This window comes from Rhizobacter sp. (genome assembly GCF_035702065.1).
Classification (GTDB): domain Bacteria; phylum Pseudomonadota; class Gammaproteobacteria; order Burkholderiales; family Burkholderiaceae_C; genus Rhizobacter.
The window spans coordinates 1-14,250 of sequence record NZ_DASSRA010000060.1; the positions used below are offsets into that span (position 1 = coordinate 1).

Annotated in this window: 15 protein-coding genes; 6 read left to right on the forward strand and 9 right to left on the reverse strand. The window is 70.5% G+C overall.

The window, feature by feature from the left end; all coding sequences use genetic code 11:
- Window positions 1-324: 324 nt before the first annotated feature.
- Complete coding sequence (locus VFL64_RS02795) at window positions 325-2,736, reverse strand: DEAD/DEAH box helicase (protein WP_489538860.1); 2,412 nt, start codon at window positions 2,734-2,736, stop codon at window positions 325-327.
- On the reverse strand, window positions 2,733-4,205 hold the full coding sequence (locus VFL64_RS02800) for a PAS domain-containing sensor histidine kinase (RefSeq protein WP_489538861.1): 1,473 nt from the start codon (window positions 4,203-4,205) through the stop codon (window positions 2,733-2,735). Before VFL64_RS02800 ends, VFL64_RS02795 begins: the two co-directional genes overlap by 4 nt.
- An 88-nt stretch (window positions 4,206-4,293) precedes the next feature.
- Here VFL64_RS02800 and VFL64_RS02805 point away from each other — a divergent pair, with 88 nt between their 5' ends.
- The 5 genes from VFL64_RS02805 to VFL64_RS02825 all read left to right on the forward strand — a co-directional run bounded on the left by VFL64_RS02805 (window position 4,294) and on the right by VFL64_RS02825 (window position 10,573).
- Window positions 4,294-5,085, forward strand: coding sequence for a DUF2189 domain-containing protein (locus VFL64_RS02805; RefSeq protein ID WP_489538862.1), 792 nt, complete (start codon window positions 4,294-4,296; stop codon window positions 5,083-5,085).
- Window positions 5,086-5,093: 8 nt separating this feature from the next.
- Window positions 5,094-5,618 (forward strand): BON domain-containing protein, encoded by a 525-nt coding sequence (locus VFL64_RS02810; RefSeq protein ID WP_489538863.1) that lies wholly within the window; start codon window positions 5,094-5,096, stop codon window positions 5,616-5,618.
- A 97-nt stretch (window positions 5,619-5,715) separates the two neighbouring features.
- Window positions 5,716-8,241 (forward strand): two-component system response regulator, encoded by a 2,526-nt coding sequence (locus tag VFL64_RS02815; protein WP_489538864.1) that lies wholly within the window; start codon window positions 5,716-5,718, stop codon window positions 8,239-8,241.
- Between the two features lie 50 nt (window positions 8,242-8,291).
- Entirely contained in the window at window positions 8,292-9,209 is a 918-nt protein-coding gene (locus tag VFL64_RS02820) for an AraC family transcriptional regulator (RefSeq protein WP_489538865.1), read from the forward strand.
- Between the two features lie 11 nt (window positions 9,210-9,220).
- On the forward strand, window positions 9,221-10,573 hold the full coding sequence (locus VFL64_RS02825; protein ID WP_489538866.1) for an amidase family protein: 1,353 nt from the start codon (window positions 9,221-9,223) through the stop codon (window positions 10,571-10,573).
- A 4-nt stretch (window positions 10,574-10,577) separates the two neighbouring features.
- Here the strand turns inward: VFL64_RS02825 and VFL64_RS02830 are convergent, their stop codons facing one another.
- The 6 genes from VFL64_RS02830 to VFL64_RS02855 all read right to left on the reverse strand — a co-directional run bounded on the left by VFL64_RS02830 (window position 10,578) and on the right by VFL64_RS02855 (window position 13,526).
- Complete coding sequence (locus VFL64_RS02830; protein ID WP_489538867.1) at window positions 10,578-11,294, reverse strand: glutathione S-transferase N-terminal domain-containing protein; 717 nt, start codon at window positions 11,292-11,294, stop codon at window positions 10,578-10,580.
- 123 nt (window positions 11,295-11,417) lie between these two features.
- A complete protein-coding gene (locus VFL64_RS02835) occupies window positions 11,418-11,774 on the reverse strand; it encodes a hypothetical protein (RefSeq protein WP_489538868.1) in 357 nt (118 codons plus the stop codon).
- A gap of 120 nt (window positions 11,775-11,894) precedes the next feature.
- Window positions 11,895-12,164, reverse strand: coding sequence for a GlsB/YeaQ/YmgE family stress response membrane protein (locus VFL64_RS02840; protein ID WP_489538869.1), 270 nt, complete (start codon window positions 12,162-12,164; stop codon window positions 11,895-11,897).
- Between the two features lie 210 nt (window positions 12,165-12,374).
- The gene (locus VFL64_RS02845) at window positions 12,375-12,662 is read right to left on the reverse strand and encodes a hypothetical protein (RefSeq protein ID WP_489538870.1); all 288 of its coding nucleotides are present in this window, start codon (window positions 12,660-12,662) and stop codon (window positions 12,375-12,377) included.
- 124 nt (window positions 12,663-12,786) lie between these two features.
- Complete coding sequence (locus tag VFL64_RS02850) at window positions 12,787-13,221, reverse strand: hypothetical protein (protein WP_489538871.1); 435 nt, start codon at window positions 13,219-13,221, stop codon at window positions 12,787-12,789.
- Window positions 13,222-13,298: 77 nt separating this feature from the next.
- A complete protein-coding gene (locus VFL64_RS02855) occupies window positions 13,299-13,526 on the reverse strand; it encodes a hypothetical protein (RefSeq protein WP_489538872.1) in 228 nt (75 codons plus the stop codon).
- A gap of 54 nt (window positions 13,527-13,580) precedes the next feature.
- Here VFL64_RS02855 and VFL64_RS02860 point away from each other — a divergent pair, with 54 nt between their 5' ends.
- Complete coding sequence (locus VFL64_RS02860; RefSeq protein ID WP_489538873.1) at window positions 13,581-13,916, forward strand: SMR family transporter; 336 nt, start codon at window positions 13,581-13,583, stop codon at window positions 13,914-13,916.
- On the opposite strand, the gene VFL64_RS02865 is transcribed toward VFL64_RS02860, so the two are convergent.
- Entirely contained in the window at window positions 13,905-14,177 is a 273-nt protein-coding gene (locus tag VFL64_RS02865) for a hypothetical protein (RefSeq protein WP_489538874.1), read from the reverse strand. The two genes, VFL64_RS02860 and VFL64_RS02865, sit on opposite strands and share 12 nt — an antisense overlap.
- Window positions 14,178-14,250: the final 73 nt, after the last annotated feature.

Genomic DNA, 14,250 nt, shown 5'->3' on the forward strand with positions numbered 1-14,250 from the left:
TTTCTCTTCGGGCCCCTTGGTGAGCCGTCGAGGAGCGCAGGGCTTTGCGGGGCGCGCGCCAGCGCGCTTCGTCCTCTGACTTCGCGCCGCCTGTTTGAACGCAGCGAGCAAAGCTCGCGTAGTGAGTTGGGCGCGACCCGCAAAGACCGAGCACCGCAGAGCAGTCGCCCCTAGGGCGACCGGCGAGCAGGGTGCCCTTTCTTTTGCCTTCTTTTCTTTGGGCAAGCAAAGAAAAGAAGGTGCGCCGCCGGGCGCATATCCCGGCAGCGGCCTCTCGCAGTAAGAAGAAGCCTCATGCGCATGCAGCCACAAGGCTTCGATACCTCAGCCCGAACGGCTGGAGGCATCCCCCAGCGGCGCCAGAAGCCCCATCAGATCCTCCGCGCTGAACTTCAGCGCCGCCCCGCCATCGTGCCCTACCACCCCCTCCACCAACGCCCGCTTGCGCGCCTGCAACGCCAGCATCCGTTCCTCAATGCTTCCCTCCACCACCAGCTTGTAGACGAACACCGGCGCCGTCTGCCCGATGCGGTGCGCCCGCGCCGTGGCCTGTTCCTCGACCGCCGGGTTCCACCACGGGTCCATGTGGATCACCGTGTCAGCCGCCGTGAGATTGAGTCCCAGCCCACCCGCCTTCAGGCTCACCAGCAGCACCGGCACCTCGCCCGCCTGGAAACGCTGCACCAGCGCCCCGCGCCGTGCCACCGGCGTGCGCCCGGTGAGCGCCAGCCAGGGCAGATCAAGAACATCGAGCTCGTCCTCGATCAAGCCCAGCAGCTCAGTGAACTGCGAGAACACCAGCACCCGCCGCCCTTCGGCCACCAGCGCCGGCAGCATGTCGCGCAGCAGCTCCAGCTTGGCGCGCTCCATCGTCTTCGGTGCGCGTTGGGGTGATTGGGTGCCCTTGAGCAAACGCGGGTCGCAGCACACCTGCCGCAGCTTCAGCAAGGCATCCAGGATGCTGATCTGCGCCCCTTCGAAACCGCGCCGCGTGAGCAGGCGCCGCACGATCTCGTCGCTGGCCACGCGCACGCTTTCGTACAGCTCGCGCTGGCGGCCTTGCAGCCGCACGCGCCGGATCACCTCGCTGCGCGGCGGCAGCTCGGTGGCCACGTCTTCCTTGCGCCGGCGCAGGATGAAGGGCCGCACGCGCTGCTTCAGCGCTTCAACGCGCAAGGTCTCGCCGTTCTCTTCGATCGGCTTGCGCCACAAGCGCGCAAAGCTGCGTGCATCGCCCAGAAAGCCGGGCATCAGGAAGTCGAACTGCGCCCACAGCTCGCCCAGGTGGTTCTCCAGCGGCGTGCCGGTGAGGCACAGGCGGTGTCGTGCCTGCAGCCGGCGCACCGCCTGCGCACTGCGGCTGCCGGCGTTCTTGACGCTCTGCGCTTCGTCGAGGATCAGCAGGTGAAAGCGCTGCGCCGACAGCGCCTCGATGTCGCGCCACAGCAGTGGGTAGGTGGTGAGCACCACGTCGTGCTGGCCCATGCGTGCAAAGTCTTTCGCGCGCTGGGGCCCCTGCAGCGTGAGCAGGCGCAGCGCCGGCGCCATGCGCCGTGCCTCGGCCTGCCAGTTGAAGAGCAGCGACGTGGGCAGCACCACCAGGGCCGGCACATCCAGCCGGCCGGCCTGCTGCTCGATCAGCAAATGCGCCAGCGCCTGCGCCGTCTTGCCCAGGCCCATGTCGTCGGCCAGGATGCCGGCGAGCTGCTGCGCGCGCAGGTACTGCAGCCACGCCAGGCCGTGCAGCTGGTAGGGCCGCAAGCGCACGCCAAGCCCCTCGGGCGCGGCCACCGGCGGCGGCGAGCCGGCGTCGCGCAGGCGCTGCGCCAGTGCCCGCAACGCGGTGTCACCTTGCAGCGGCCGCTCGCGCCCATCGTGCAGATCGAGCCGCAAGGCCTCGATGCGCTGTGCCTCCCACGCCGAGAGCGCGATCGGCCCACCCTGGCGCCGCGGGTCGGTGAGCAGCTCCACCATCGCGCCGACGATGGCCTTGATCGGCGCGGCCGGTGCGTCGATGCGCCGCCCGCCGGGTGCATGCAGGCGCACCCGCGCGCGCGGGTCGATGGCGGCGATGTGGCGCGCATCGAGCCAGCGGCTGTCGCGCTTGAGCAGGTCGGCCAGCAAGGGCACCAGGTCCCAGCTTTCGCCGTCGATCTCGATGCCCAGCGAGAGCATCCACGAGCCTTCGCGCTCGGGCAGGCGCAAGCGGATCGCCGTGGCGTCGGCCTGCAGCGTCTCGTGCGCGAAGCCCGGCTGCACGACGACCGTCCAGCCCTGCGCCCGCCACGCCGGCAGCACCTCGGCCCAGAAGTCACCGAAGAAGTCTTCGCGCACCAAGGTCCACAGCGGGCCGCGGACCGCCGCCTCGGCGCGCCATTGCAGGGCGTCGTCGGGCACGGGTTGCAGGCCGGCGGCCCACACCGCGTCGAGCGCATCGGCCTCGGCCGCGCGGTCGCGTTGCAGGTGCCACTCCCGGCCTTGCGTGTCGAGCACGTGTTGCATGGCTGGCGCGCGCGTGTTCAGCACCGAGTCGGGCGCCGGCATCTCGAAGCGGCGCCCCCCTTCGCCGAGGTAGACCCAGTCGACCCATGCGACGGTGACCTCGGGCCCGCGCGGGCCCATCGCGCCGGTGGGCCGCAGGCCGAGCAGACCGTCTCCGCGACCCAGGGTGCGCAGCGTGAGGCGGGGGTTGAAGCGGGCGGGAATGCGGGGGGTGCGTGCGCCCTCGTCGGTCATGCGGGCGATTGTGCCGCCGGCAAGGTGACCACGAAGGCCGAGCCCGCGCCCGGCTGGCTCTGCACCTGGATCGTGCCGCCCATCATCTCGACCAGCTTCTTGGCCAGCGCGAGCCCGATGCCGCTGCCCTTGATGGCGGTGGCTTCGGCGCCCAGGCGCTCGAAGGGCGTGAACATGCGTTCGAGCTGTGCGGCCGACATGCCCACGCCGGTGTCTTCGACCCGCAGTTCGACCACCGGCCCGCGCTCGGCCGCCAGCAAGGTGACCCGGCCGCCCGGGCGGTTGTACTTGATGGCGTTGGACAGCAGGTTGTTGACGATCTGCCGCACGCGCCGCGGGTCGCCCACCACGTGCAGCGGCACGCCAGGCGCCAGCTGCGACACGAAGCTCACCTGCGACTGGTCGGCCAGGGCGGTCAGTTCGGCCACGCTGCCCAGCACCAGCGCGGCCAGGTCCATCTCGACGCTTGTCACCTTGAGGTGGCCCAGCTCGGCGCCCGAGAGGTCGAGGATGTCTTCGATCAGGTCGAGCATGTGCTGTCCGCTGCTCATGATGACGGCGGCCCATTGCCGGTGCTTGGCACTGAGCGTCGGGTCCATCTCGCTCAGCTGGGCAAAGCCGAGCACGGCATTGAGGGGGGTGCGCAGCTCATGGCTCACGCGCGACAGGAACTGCGTCTTGTTGCGGCTGGCGGCCTCGGCCAGGTCGCGCTGCATGCGCGCCTCTTCTCCCTGGCGGCGTGCGGTGATCTCGATCACCACGCCGCGCAGCTTGACGATCCTGCCAGCCGAGTTGCGCACCGCCTCGCCGCGGCATTCGAGCCAGCCGCCCGCGCCATCGGGCCGGCGGTATTCCACCTCGACCGCATACGGCTCGCCGGTGCGGATGGCATTCACCGCCGCGGCCTTCAGCGCCGCCCAGCTGTGCGGTGCGTACAGCCGCTGGTGCTCTTTGCCGACGGGCGCGGGCTGGCTCGGGTCGCAGCCCAGGATGGCGTAGAGCTCTTCGGACCACACGGTGGTGTCGGACGGCAGATCCCACACCCAGCCGCCGATCTGGCCGAGCCGCTGGGCCTCGCGCAAGGCCGCTTCGGTCTGCTTGATCTCGGTGACATCGGTCACCTGCACCGTGAAGCCCACCACCGCCCCGTCGACGACGTCGGGCACGTAGTGGGCCAGGGCGTAGCGGGTCACGCCGTCGGCCCCGGTGGTGCGGCGCTCGAACACCTGCACCTCGCCGCGCAGCACGGCGCGCACGTGCGGCTCGACCTGCTCCCAGCGGTGGCCCAGCACCTCGGGCATCGGCATGCCGATCAGCTGCTCGGGCGCCTTCTTGGCCCAGCGCCCGTAGGCCGCGTTGGCAAAGCGGCAGCGCAGGTCGCGGCTCCAGTAGGCGAGCAGCGACGGCACGTGGCCGACGAGGCGGCCGGCGTAGTAGGCGGTGTCGTGCCCGCTGGGGTCACTGTTCATGGCCAACCCAGGCTATTCCCGCCCACCCGGCCCGCCCATCCGGGAGAACGAGGGGAACCTGTGGCTTGTTTCGCAGCAAGATGCCGCCATGACGCCCGACTCGCCGCCCGCACCCACCACCGTGCTCGATCTCCCGCTGCACACGCTGCACCTGCGCGACATCGGGCGCTGGCTCGCCCTGGGCACACGCGACTTCGCCCGCGCCCCGGCCATCGGCCTCTTCTACGGCGGCTGCTTCGTCGCCATGGGCTGGGCCCTGCTGGCGGTGTTCCAGCACGCCCCGGTCTACGTGCTGGCGCTGTCGGCCGGCTTCCTGCTCATGGGGCCCTTCCTGTGCATGGGCCTGTACCGCGTGAGCCAGCAGCTGGAGCGCGGCGACGCACCGCACTTCATCGACTCGCTGCTGGCCTGGCGCACGCGGCTGGGCACGCTGGCCATCTTCGGCTTTGCGCTGCTCGTGCTGGAGATGCTGTGGGGCCGCGCCGCGCTGGTGATCTTTGCCGTCAGCTTCGACGGCATGCCCGACTTCAAGGGCTCGCTGCTCAAGGTGATGGCCTTCGAGCACCTCGGCTTCATCGTGGCCTACCTGGCCGTGGGCGGCGTCTTCGCGGGGCTGATCTACGCGGTGAGCGTGGTGTCGATCCCGATGATCCTCGACCGCGAGAGCGACGCCATCGGCGCCGCCCTGACCAGCCTGCGGCTGGTGCTCACGCAGACGGTGGTGATGCTGTGCTGGGGCGCGGTGATCACCGCGCTGGTGGTGCTGGCGCTGCTGCCCTGGTTCCTGGGGCTGCTGGTGGTCGGGCCGGTGCTGGGCCATGCCACCTGGCACGCCTACCGCGCGGCGGTGGGCCAGCTGCCCGCGCTGCCGCCTCCCTGAGCCGCGGCATGTTCCGCCCCACGCTTGCGGCCTGGCTGTGCGTGGCGCTGTGGGCGCCCACGGTGGCGTGGCCGCAAACGCAAACCCCGCCGCAACGGCGCAACTGGTTCAACGACCCCTTCTTCACCGTGAGCACGCAGGTCGCGCACTGCCCCGTGCCGGCCGGCCCCTTCATGACCGAGGCCGAGCGGCGCGTGCAGTCGCACGGGCGGGCCGAGCGCGGCACCACCTGCTGGCTGGCCGGCCAATGCGAACGGCCCAACTCCTACGCCTACGACGCCGACATCGCGCAGGCCGTGCAGTCGGCGTTCACGGCACGCCACCCCGCGCCGCGCTCCAGCCTGTGGGTGACGGTGCAGCGCCGCGTGGTCTACCTCGAAGGCTGCGTGGGCGACGCGCGCGACGAGCAGCGGCTTTTGGACTTCGTGATGTCCAACACGCCGCACGTGGAGCGTGTGATCACCCTCGTCTACGTCAAGCAGGCCCGCGCGCGGCCACCTTACAAGCTGCTGTCGGCCCCCTCCACCTACTGAGCGGCGATGCCCCCCACCCGCCCGGGAACGGCCTTTGCACCACTCCGTCACGAATCCCACGCCCAGCGGGCAAAGGCCCCACCCTAAGATTTCAGGCATGCACCGGCTGCTCCTCGTCGAGTCCTCCCCCACGCTGCGCCGCGGCATGGAAAAGCTGCTGCTGCGCCACGGGTTCAACGTGGTCGCGGCACCGGCCGACGCGGACGCGCTTGCCGCGCTGGAGCAGGAGATCGCACGCGGCCTGTGCGCGGTGGTGGTCGGTTGGTCGACCGCGCCGGCCGCCATCTGCGAGGCGCTCGCGCACCGCCTGCGCAAGCCCGATTGCCGCCACGTGGCCCTGCTGGTGCTGGCGGTGGACCCGAGCCGCGTGAGCGCGAGCCTCGGCAGCGAACGACCGCACACGCTCATCAAGCGTCTGCAGCGCCCCTCCGAAGTGCCGCGTCTGCTGCGGGGCCTGCTGGCGCAGGTGGCGCGCGAGACGCGGCCCAGCGCCGAGTCGCCCACCGCCCTCAAGGTGCTGCTGGTCGACGACTCGCGCACCAGCCGCACCAAGTACCAGCGTCTCTTGCGCCACCACGGCTATGCGGTGGTGACTTGCGAGCACGCCGAAGCCGCGCTCGCCAAGGTGGCCACCGAGCGCTTCGACCTCGCCGTGGTCGACTACTTCATGCCCGGCATGAACGGCGCCGCGCTGTGCCGCGCGCTGCGCGACCTGCCGGCCACGCGCGACCTCACGCTGGCCGTGCTCACCGGCTCCTACGAAGACGGCCTCATCAGCGACTGTCTCGAAGCCGGCGCGATGGAGTGCATGTTCAAGAACGAGTCCGACGAGCTCTTCATCGCGCGCGTCGACAGCCTGGCCCGCCTGCGCGAGCGCGAGCAGCGCCTGAAGGCCGAGAGCCAGCGCCTGGAGCTCATCCTCGCCTCGGTGGGCGACGGCGTGTACGGTGTCGACCGCAGCGGGCGCATCACCTTCGTCAACCCGACCGCGCTGCGCCTGCTGCAGTGCGCGCACGAAGACGAGCTGGTGGGCCTGTCCGCCCACGAGCGCATCCACCACGCCGACGAACGCGGCCGCGCGGTGCCGGCCGAAACCTGCTTCCTGCAGCAGGCCTACGAGCTGGGCGACTCGCTCAGCAACTGGGAGACGGTGTTCTGGCGCGCCGACGGCGAGATGCTCAACGTGGAATGCACGGTGCGCCCCCAGCACCAAGACGGCGTCTGCGTCGGCGTGGTGGTCGCCTTCCGCGACATCGCCGAGCGCAAGCGCCACGAGGCCGAGACGCAATGGCAACTGCGCCACGACCACCTCACCAAGCTGCACAACCGCCGCCACTTCGAATACATGCTGGAGCAGGAGGTGTTCCGCCTGCGCCGAAGCAGCGAGCAGAGCGCCCTGCTGTTCATCGACCTCGACCGCTTCAAGCACATCAACGACACCGCCGGCCACGCCGCGGGCGACGCGCTGCTGTCGGGCATCGGCCGCAAGCTGAAGGCGCGCTCGCGCCAGAGCGACCTGGTGGCGCGCCTGGGCGGCGACGAGTTCGCGGTGCTGCTGCGCAACGTCGACGACAGCAGCATGCTGGCGCTGGCCGAGAAGTTCCGCGCCATCCTCGACGAAGCCGGCTTCAGCCACGGCGGGCGCGAGTTCGAGGTCTCGGGCAGCGTGGGCATCAGCCGCCTGAACCGCCACACACTCTCGCCGGCCTACGCGATGAACTGCGCCGACGCCGCCTGCCACATCGCCAAGCGCCAGGGCCGCAACCGCATCCACATGTTCGACCTGGGCGACGACGCGAGCGCGCTCGCCGCCCTGCAGCAGAGCTGGTCGGAGCGGCTGCACAGCGCGCTCGCGGCCGGCAACTTCGCGCTGCAGTTCCAGCCCATCCTCGACCTGCGCGAGCTGCCGCCCGGCGCCCTGGCCGGCGACGCGTGGCACGGCCGGCTGGAGCACACCGCGCCACGCGCCGTCTACGGCCATGAAGTGTTCCTGCGGCTGGACGACGTGGACACGCCGCTCGCCCCGCGCGCCTTCCTGGCGCAGGCCGAGCGCTTCGAGCTCATGCCCCAGCTCGACACCTGGGTGCTCAACCACCTGGCCTGGATGCTGGCCGAGCGCAGCCCGCGCCCGGCGGGGCGCTTCCACATCAACGTGGCGGCCGTGTCGCTGCTCGACGCGGGCTACCTCGCGCGCTTGAACACGCTGCTGCGCGCCGGTGCCTTCGCGCCCGGCCAGCTGTGCATCGAACTCAAGGAGAGCGAAGTCGCCGGCCAGCTCGCGCCGCTGCTGCCCATCCTCACCGAACTCGCGCAAGCCGGTGTGCTGCTGATGCTCGACGAATACGGCCGCGGCTTCAACGGCCTGGGCCACCTGCGCAGCCTGCCGCTGCACGCCGTCAAGCTCGATGCGAGCCTGGTGCAGGCGCTGGGCCAGGACGAGATGGGCGTGACGATGGTGCGCGCCATGGCCGACCTGGCCCACGCGATGAACGTGCTGGTCATCGCGCCGCAGATCGAAGACCCGGCCGCACTGGCGCTGCTTCAACAGGCCGGTGCCGACTGCGCGCAAGGCTTCGTGCTGGGTGCGCCCAGCGACCTCGGCGCCGAACTCGAAACGCAGTAAACCGCAAGCCCGGACACGCCACGGCACACGCGGCTCGCCACAATGGCCGCATGCCCGACAAGCACACCCTTTCGGCCCAGCCGCAGGTCCGCTACCTGGACCTGCTGGCCCGCGCGGTGGCGTACATCGGCGAGCATCTGGCCGAGCCGCTGAGCAACGAGACGCTGGCGGCGCAGGCGGCGATGTCGCCCTTCCACTTCCACCGCCTGTTCCGCGCCCACGTGGGCACCACGGTGGCCGGCTACGTCACCTGGCGGCGCCTGCAGCGCGCCTGCGAGCTGCTCGCCGACGAGCGCGCGGTGGTGCTCGACGTGGCCCTGGTCGTCGGCTACGACTCGGCGCAGGCCCTCGCCAAGGCGATGCGGCGCGAACTCGACACCACACCCACTGCGGTGCGCGCCGGCGCCGCGCCGCGCTGGCAGCAGCTCTACGAACGGCGAGGCCAACCCACGGGGCCCGACCCGGACACACCGTCGGTGGCCCTGCAGCCGCGCCTGGTCGACCTGCCCGAGCAGCCGGTGCTCACCGCCACCGGCCGTGGCATGCACGAAGGCCGCATGGCGCGCGCCGCCGAACAGGCCGCGGCCGAGCTGTGGGGCGCCATCGCGCAGGCGGGTTTCGCCGAGCGTGTGACGCTCAGCGTGGGCATCCTGCCCGACGAGCCGGAGCACAGCGAAGACCCGCAGGTGCGCATCTGGATCGGCGCGGGCTTCGGGGCCGCGCGCCCGCCCATCGTCTTGCAAGGCAGCCTGGCCTGGCGCGCCCTGCAGGGTGGTCGCTATGCCGTGTTCAACCACCTCGGGCCCTACGACGGCCTGCACCGTACATGGGCCGCGATCTACGGGCAATGGCTGCCCGCCATGGGCTATGCGCTGCGCGACGTGCCGCCCTTCGAGCACTACCTGAACGACCCGCGCACGCTGCCGCCCGAACAGTGGCGCACCGACCTGCACGTGCCCCTGCGCTGAAAGGAATCGCCATGGACCTCGCGACCACCTCCGCCACCGAACTGGCGCAGGCCCTCGCCACCGGCCAGCTCAGCGCCGCCGAGGCCTGCGACGCCGCCATCGCGCGCATCGACGCCGGCGACGGCGCGATCAACGCCGTGGTGGTGCGCGACTTCGAGCGCGCCCGTGCCCAGGCGCGTGCGGCCGATGCGGCGCTGTCGCGCGGCGAGCGCCGCCCGCTGCTGGGCGTGCCCCTCACGGTGAAGGAGTCGTTCGACGTCGCCGGCCTGCCCACCACCTGGGGACTCGACTTCGCACGCGACCTGCCCGTCCACGAAGACGCAGTCGCCGTGGCGCGGCTCAAGGCCGCCGGCGCGGTGCTGCTCGGCAAGACCAACTGCGCGAGGGGCCTGGCCGACTGGCAGACCGCCAACCCGCTGTACGGCCGCACGGCGCACCCGCTCGACCTCACGCGCACGCCCGGCGGCTCCTCGGGCGGCTCGGCCGCGGCGGTCGCCGCCGGCTTCGTGCCGCTGGAGCTGGGCAGCGACTTCGTCGGCTCGTTGCGCATCCCCGCGCACTTCAGCGGTCTGTGCACGCACCGGCCCAGCCACGGCCTGCTGGCCACGCGCGGCATGCGCTTTCCCGGACACGAGGGCACGCACGACGACCCCATCGGCGTGATCGGCCCCTTTGCGCGCAACGTGGCCGACCTCTCGCTCGCGCTCGACGTGCTGACCGGCCCCGACCCCGACGAAGCGCCCGCCTGGCACGCCACCCTGCCGCCGCCGCGCCGCACCGACCCGCGCGGCCTGCGCGTGCTGGTGGTCACCGAGCACCCGGCGGCACAGGCCAGCCGCGAAGTGCGCAGCGCCGTGCAGGCCACGGCCGACGCGCTGGCGCGCGGTGGGGCTGAAGTCACCGCCCACAGCCCGCTGCTGCCCGAGCCGATGACGCTGCTGAAGCACTTCGGTGCGCTGGTCGGCGCCTTCGTGTCGCAAGGCCAGCCCGGCCCGGTGATCAGCGCGCACGAGTGGCTGGCCCTGCTCGACGAGCAGGCGCTGGCGCGCGCGCAGTGCCAGCGGCTGTTCGAGTCCTTCGACGTGGTGCTGATGCCGGCCTTCGGCACCGCGGCCTTCACGCACTACGGCGACAGCGTGGGCTTCGAGGAGCGCCTGTTGTCCATCGACGGCCGCGACACGCCCTTTGCCGCGCAGGGGGCCTGGTCGGCCCTGGCCTCGTTCACCGGCCTGCCTGTCACGGTGCTGCCGGTGGCGCGCACGGCGGGGGGCCTGCCGATGGGCGTGCAGGTCATCGGCCCCTACCTGCACGACCGCACGCCGCTGGCGGTGGCGGCGTGGCTGGAGGCGCAGCGCTTGGTCTAGCGCATCAAGGGCGCGCCGGGATGTTGAGGCCGCGCACCACCGCCGGCCGCGCCTTGAAGGCCTGCAGCACGCGCTGCACCTCGGTGAACTCGTCAAAGCCCACGAGATCACCGGCGCCATAGAAGCCGACCAGGTTGTTGATCCACGGGAAGCTGGCGATGTCGGCGATGGTGTACTCGTCGCCCATGATCCAGGCGCGGCCCTTCAGGCGCTGGTCGAGCACGGCCAGCAGGCGCTTTGCCTCGGCCACGTAGCGGTCGCGCGGGCGCTTGTCTTCGTACTCCTTGCCGGCGAACTTGTGGAAGAAGCCGACCTGGCCAAACATCGGCCCGATGCCGCCCATCTGGAACATCAGCCACTGCAGCGTCTCGTAGCGCGCCGCCAGGTCGGTGGGCATGAGCTGGCCCGACTTGGCCGCCAGGTACACGAGGATCGCGCCCGACTCGAACAGCGCCAGCGGCTGGCCGCCGGGGCCGACGGGGTCAATGATGGCCGGGATCTTGTTGTTGGGGTTGAGCGAGAGGAACTCCGGCGACAACTGGTCGTTGGTGCCGAAGTTGACCAGGTGCGGCTCGTAGGGGAGGCCCGTTTCCTCCAGCGCGATCGACACCTTCACGCCGTTGGGCGTGGGCAGCGAGTAAAGCTGGATGCGGTCAGGGTGCTGGGCGGGCCACTTCTTGGTGATCGGGAAGTCGTTGGGGAAGACGGAATGCGCGGTCATGTCGGCCTGGGGTGGGTGGGACTGCGGCGCATTCTGCGGTCGCCGCGCTGAGCCCGTCGGACCGCTCATGACAAAGCCGCACCCGGCGTGGGGCGGCTGGGTGCCGGGCTAAGGTGCAGGGGCTCAGGCGCCGGGCACGGGCAGGCACTCCATCACCTCGACGGCCTCGCCCGGGAACAACGAGAAGTGCGGGTGGCCTTCGAACAGCTTGGCCGCCGCCGCGTGCGAGTCGGCGCTCACGACCACATAGCCGCAGATGTTGTTGTGCGCCTCTTCCACGCCACGAGGGGAGACGCGCCGGGTCTTGCCGATCGGCCCGCCGGCCACCACGATGCGGGCCTGGTGCGTCTGCATCCACGCCTGCCAGGCCGCGATGCCGGCCTGGGTGCGCTGCTGGCGCACCGCCTCGGGCAAGGCGTTCCAGCCGGACGCTTCCATGGCTTCGGGGGTGCCGGTGTAGACGGCGAGAAAGTGCTTCATGCGGTTCTCCTGGTGGGTGGCGCCAAGCCCGATGGTCCGACGACCCTTCCGTCGGGTGCCACGGGCTCACCCTTCACGACGAACCAGCACGCCCCAAATCGACAAACCCGAAGCGTTTGGCTACCGCACGCTGCCGCGCCGCACCAGGTTGACGATGGCCAGCAGGATCACCGCGCCGAGCAGCGAGACGCCCAGGCTCGCGATGCTGAAGTCGTTGGAGTTGATGGTGCCCGTGCCCAGCATCGGCGCGAGGAACCAGCCGCCCAGCAGGGCGCCGACGACACCCACCACCACGTTGAGGATCACGCCCTGCTGGGCGTCGGTCTTCATGATCATGCTGGCGACCCAGCCAATGAGCCCACCCACGATCAGCCAAATGATGAAGTTCATGCGATTTCTCCGTTGTTGAAAGGTGCGGAGCAAGGTACCCGGCATCGACTTCACACTGCAGCAGAGAACATCGCGAGCGCCCGTAGTCCCGCACCTACGGCGCCCGGCTGACGCCGGAGCCCGCAGGATGCGCGCCGACACGCCGGTGTGTCAACAGCAGAGGGTGGGATGTGCCGGGGCGCGGCAGTGCGGCCGCGCGCTGAGCTGCAGTCAGCCGGCGAGCGCCCAGGCGCTCTGGTAGGCGCCCAGCAGCGCGGCCGTGACGAGCAGGTTGGCCACCAGATGGCGCTGCCCCTGGCCCACGCGGATGCCCACGCGCACCGAGATGCAGCCCCACAGCAGCACCACCAGCAAGGCGCCGGCGTCCATCGCGCCCAGGTCAAGCTGCAGCCCATGCATCACGCCCACCGCCAGCACCCACAGCCCAGCGCCCATGATGGTGGCAGCGGTGAGTTCGTTGAAAGCGGGCTTGCGAAGCGGGATACCGAGGAGTTGCATGGCAGAGTGCGGCGGAACAGGGTGTGTGGCCCAGTGTCCGTGCGTGCACCGTCGCGCACTCGCCGGAAATGCGGCGGAAGAAGGCCGTTGATCAGCCCTTGATGGGCCGAACAGCCCAGCCCGCTCAGCGTGCAGCGCTGGCCGCCGGCGCCGCGGTGTAGCCCGCCTTCCTGAACTCTTCTTCGGGGGTGCAGCCACCGACCGTCTCGGTCGAGTCGACCACCAGCGCCCAGTCCGACGACATCGGCGAGTCGCGCCGCGCCGCCAGGAAGTAGCGCGTGCACGGCTCGATCTTCATCATGAAGGTCTTCTGCACGCCGTTGAGCGCACCGCGCCCCGGCGCGGCTTCGAGCACCACCTCGCGCACGCCCGGGCCGACGGCGGCGGGCAGGGTGAAGTCGTGGCCGCCATCGACGGAGACCACGCGCACCGGGTACAGAGTCATGTCGGTCTTGGTCAGCGGCCGCCCGACCAGGAAGGAGAGCGGGGCCGTGGTGCAGGCCACCAGCACCAGGGCCGTCGCCAGGGTGGCGAAAAGAGTGAAGCTTCGTGTCTGCATGAGGCGCTTTCTCGGTGCCGTGACCGCGCCATTCTGCGCCGGCCGACTTGCCCTCTGCGGCCTCACGCGTTGCAGCGTCACTTCCCCTGCGATGCGCCGCTGCCTGCCCGCGCCGCCTCGGCATCGCGCTTGTACTCGTCGTGCGAGATCTTGGCGTTGTTCATGCAGCGCGTGCGCTGTTCGGCGTCGACAAGCTTGTTGCACTCGTTCTTCTGCCATTCCTGGCCAGTGCTGTAGAGCTGTTGCGACGAGCAGGCCGACAAGGGCAGCGCGATGGCGAGCGCGAGGCTCAAGAGGCAAGGCATGCGCACGGCGAGCTCCTTTCACGAACGTGGGTGCCATTGTTCACAATCTGCGCCATGAACAAAGCCTACCTGTTCCTCGCCATCGCCATCGTGGTCGAAGTGGTGGCCACCAGCTGCCTCAAGGCCTCGAACGGCTTCACCCGCCTGTGGCCCAGCGTGGTGACGGTCGTCGGCTACTGCACCTCGTTCTACTTTCTCTCGCTCACCTTGGCCACCATCCCCACCGGCATCGCCTACGCCATCTGGTCCGGTGTGGGCATTGTGCTGATCTCGCTGGTGGGCTGGTGGGTCTTCCAGCAGACGCTCGACGCGCCGGCCCTTGTCGGCATGGGCCTCATCGCGGCGGGCGTGATCGTGATCAACGTGTTCTCGAAGTCGTCAGCGCACTGAACACTGGCTGGAGAGTGCCTGCGACACCGCATGCACCAGCGCGTCCTGTTCGGCCCGGGTGTTGACGGCAAAGCGCGTGAAGCCGGCGAGGTCGAGCTTCACGTCGGCAAACAGACCGGCAGGGTCTTCATGGAAGTGCAGAAAGGCCTTGGGCCCGAGGTAGAAAGTGCCCGGCTTGCGCTCGGTGAGCCGCCCCGCGTTGCGGATGCGCACGAGCAGCAGGCCGAGCTTGGCGATGGTGGCCGGCGAGGCGTGCTTCATGGGGTGTGCCGCACGGCCCTAGTTGGTGGCGATGCGTGCCTTGACCCCGGCATCCAGCTGGACTATCTCTTTG

Bases quoted from the DNA above. Each gene is read 5' to 3' on its own strand.
- VFL64_RS02795 (WP_489538860.1), bottom strand. From the start codon at position 2,736: ATGACCGACGAGGGCGCACGCACCCCCCGCATTCCCGCCCGCTTCAAC.
- VFL64_RS02800 (WP_489538861.1), bottom strand. From the start codon at position 4,205: ATGAACAGTGACCCCAGCGGGCACGACACCGCCTACTACGCCGGCCGC.
- VFL64_RS02805 (WP_489538862.1), top strand. From the start codon at position 4,294: ATGACGCCCGACTCGCCGCCCGCACCCACCACCGTGCTCGATCTCCCG.
- VFL64_RS02810 (WP_489538863.1), top strand. From the start codon at position 5,094: ATGTTCCGCCCCACGCTTGCGGCCTGGCTGTGCGTGGCGCTGTGGGCG.
- VFL64_RS02815 (WP_489538864.1), top strand. From the start codon at position 5,716: ATGCACCGGCTGCTCCTCGTCGAGTCCTCCCCCACGCTGCGCCGCGGC.
- VFL64_RS02820 (WP_489538865.1), top strand. From the start codon at position 8,292: ATGCCCGACAAGCACACCCTTTCGGCCCAGCCGCAGGTCCGCTACCTG.
- VFL64_RS02825 (WP_489538866.1), top strand. From the start codon at position 9,221: ATGGACCTCGCGACCACCTCCGCCACCGAACTGGCGCAGGCCCTCGCC.
- VFL64_RS02830 (WP_489538867.1), bottom strand. From the start codon at position 11,294: ATGACCGCGCATTCCGTCTTCCCCAACGACTTCCCGATCACCAAGAAG.
- VFL64_RS02835 (WP_489538868.1), bottom strand. From the start codon at position 11,774: ATGAAGCACTTTCTCGCCGTCTACACCGGCACCCCCGAAGCCATGGAA.
- VFL64_RS02840 (WP_489538869.1), bottom strand. From the start codon at position 12,164: ATGAACTTCATCATTTGGCTGATCGTGGGTGGGCTCATTGGCTGGGTC.
- VFL64_RS02845 (WP_489538870.1), bottom strand. From the start codon at position 12,662: ATGCAACTCCTCGGTATCCCGCTTCGCAAGCCCGCTTTCAACGAACTC.
- VFL64_RS02850 (WP_489538871.1), bottom strand. From the start codon at position 13,221: ATGCAGACACGAAGCTTCACTCTTTTCGCCACCCTGGCGACGGCCCTG.
- VFL64_RS02855 (WP_489538872.1), bottom strand. From the start codon at position 13,526: ATGCCTTGCCTCTTGAGCCTCGCGCTCGCCATCGCGCTGCCCTTGTCG.
- VFL64_RS02860 (WP_489538873.1), top strand. From the start codon at position 13,581: ATGAACAAAGCCTACCTGTTCCTCGCCATCGCCATCGTGGTCGAAGTG.
- VFL64_RS02865 (WP_489538874.1), bottom strand. From the start codon at position 14,177: ATGAAGCACGCCTCGCCGGCCACCATCGCCAAGCTCGGCCTGCTGCTC.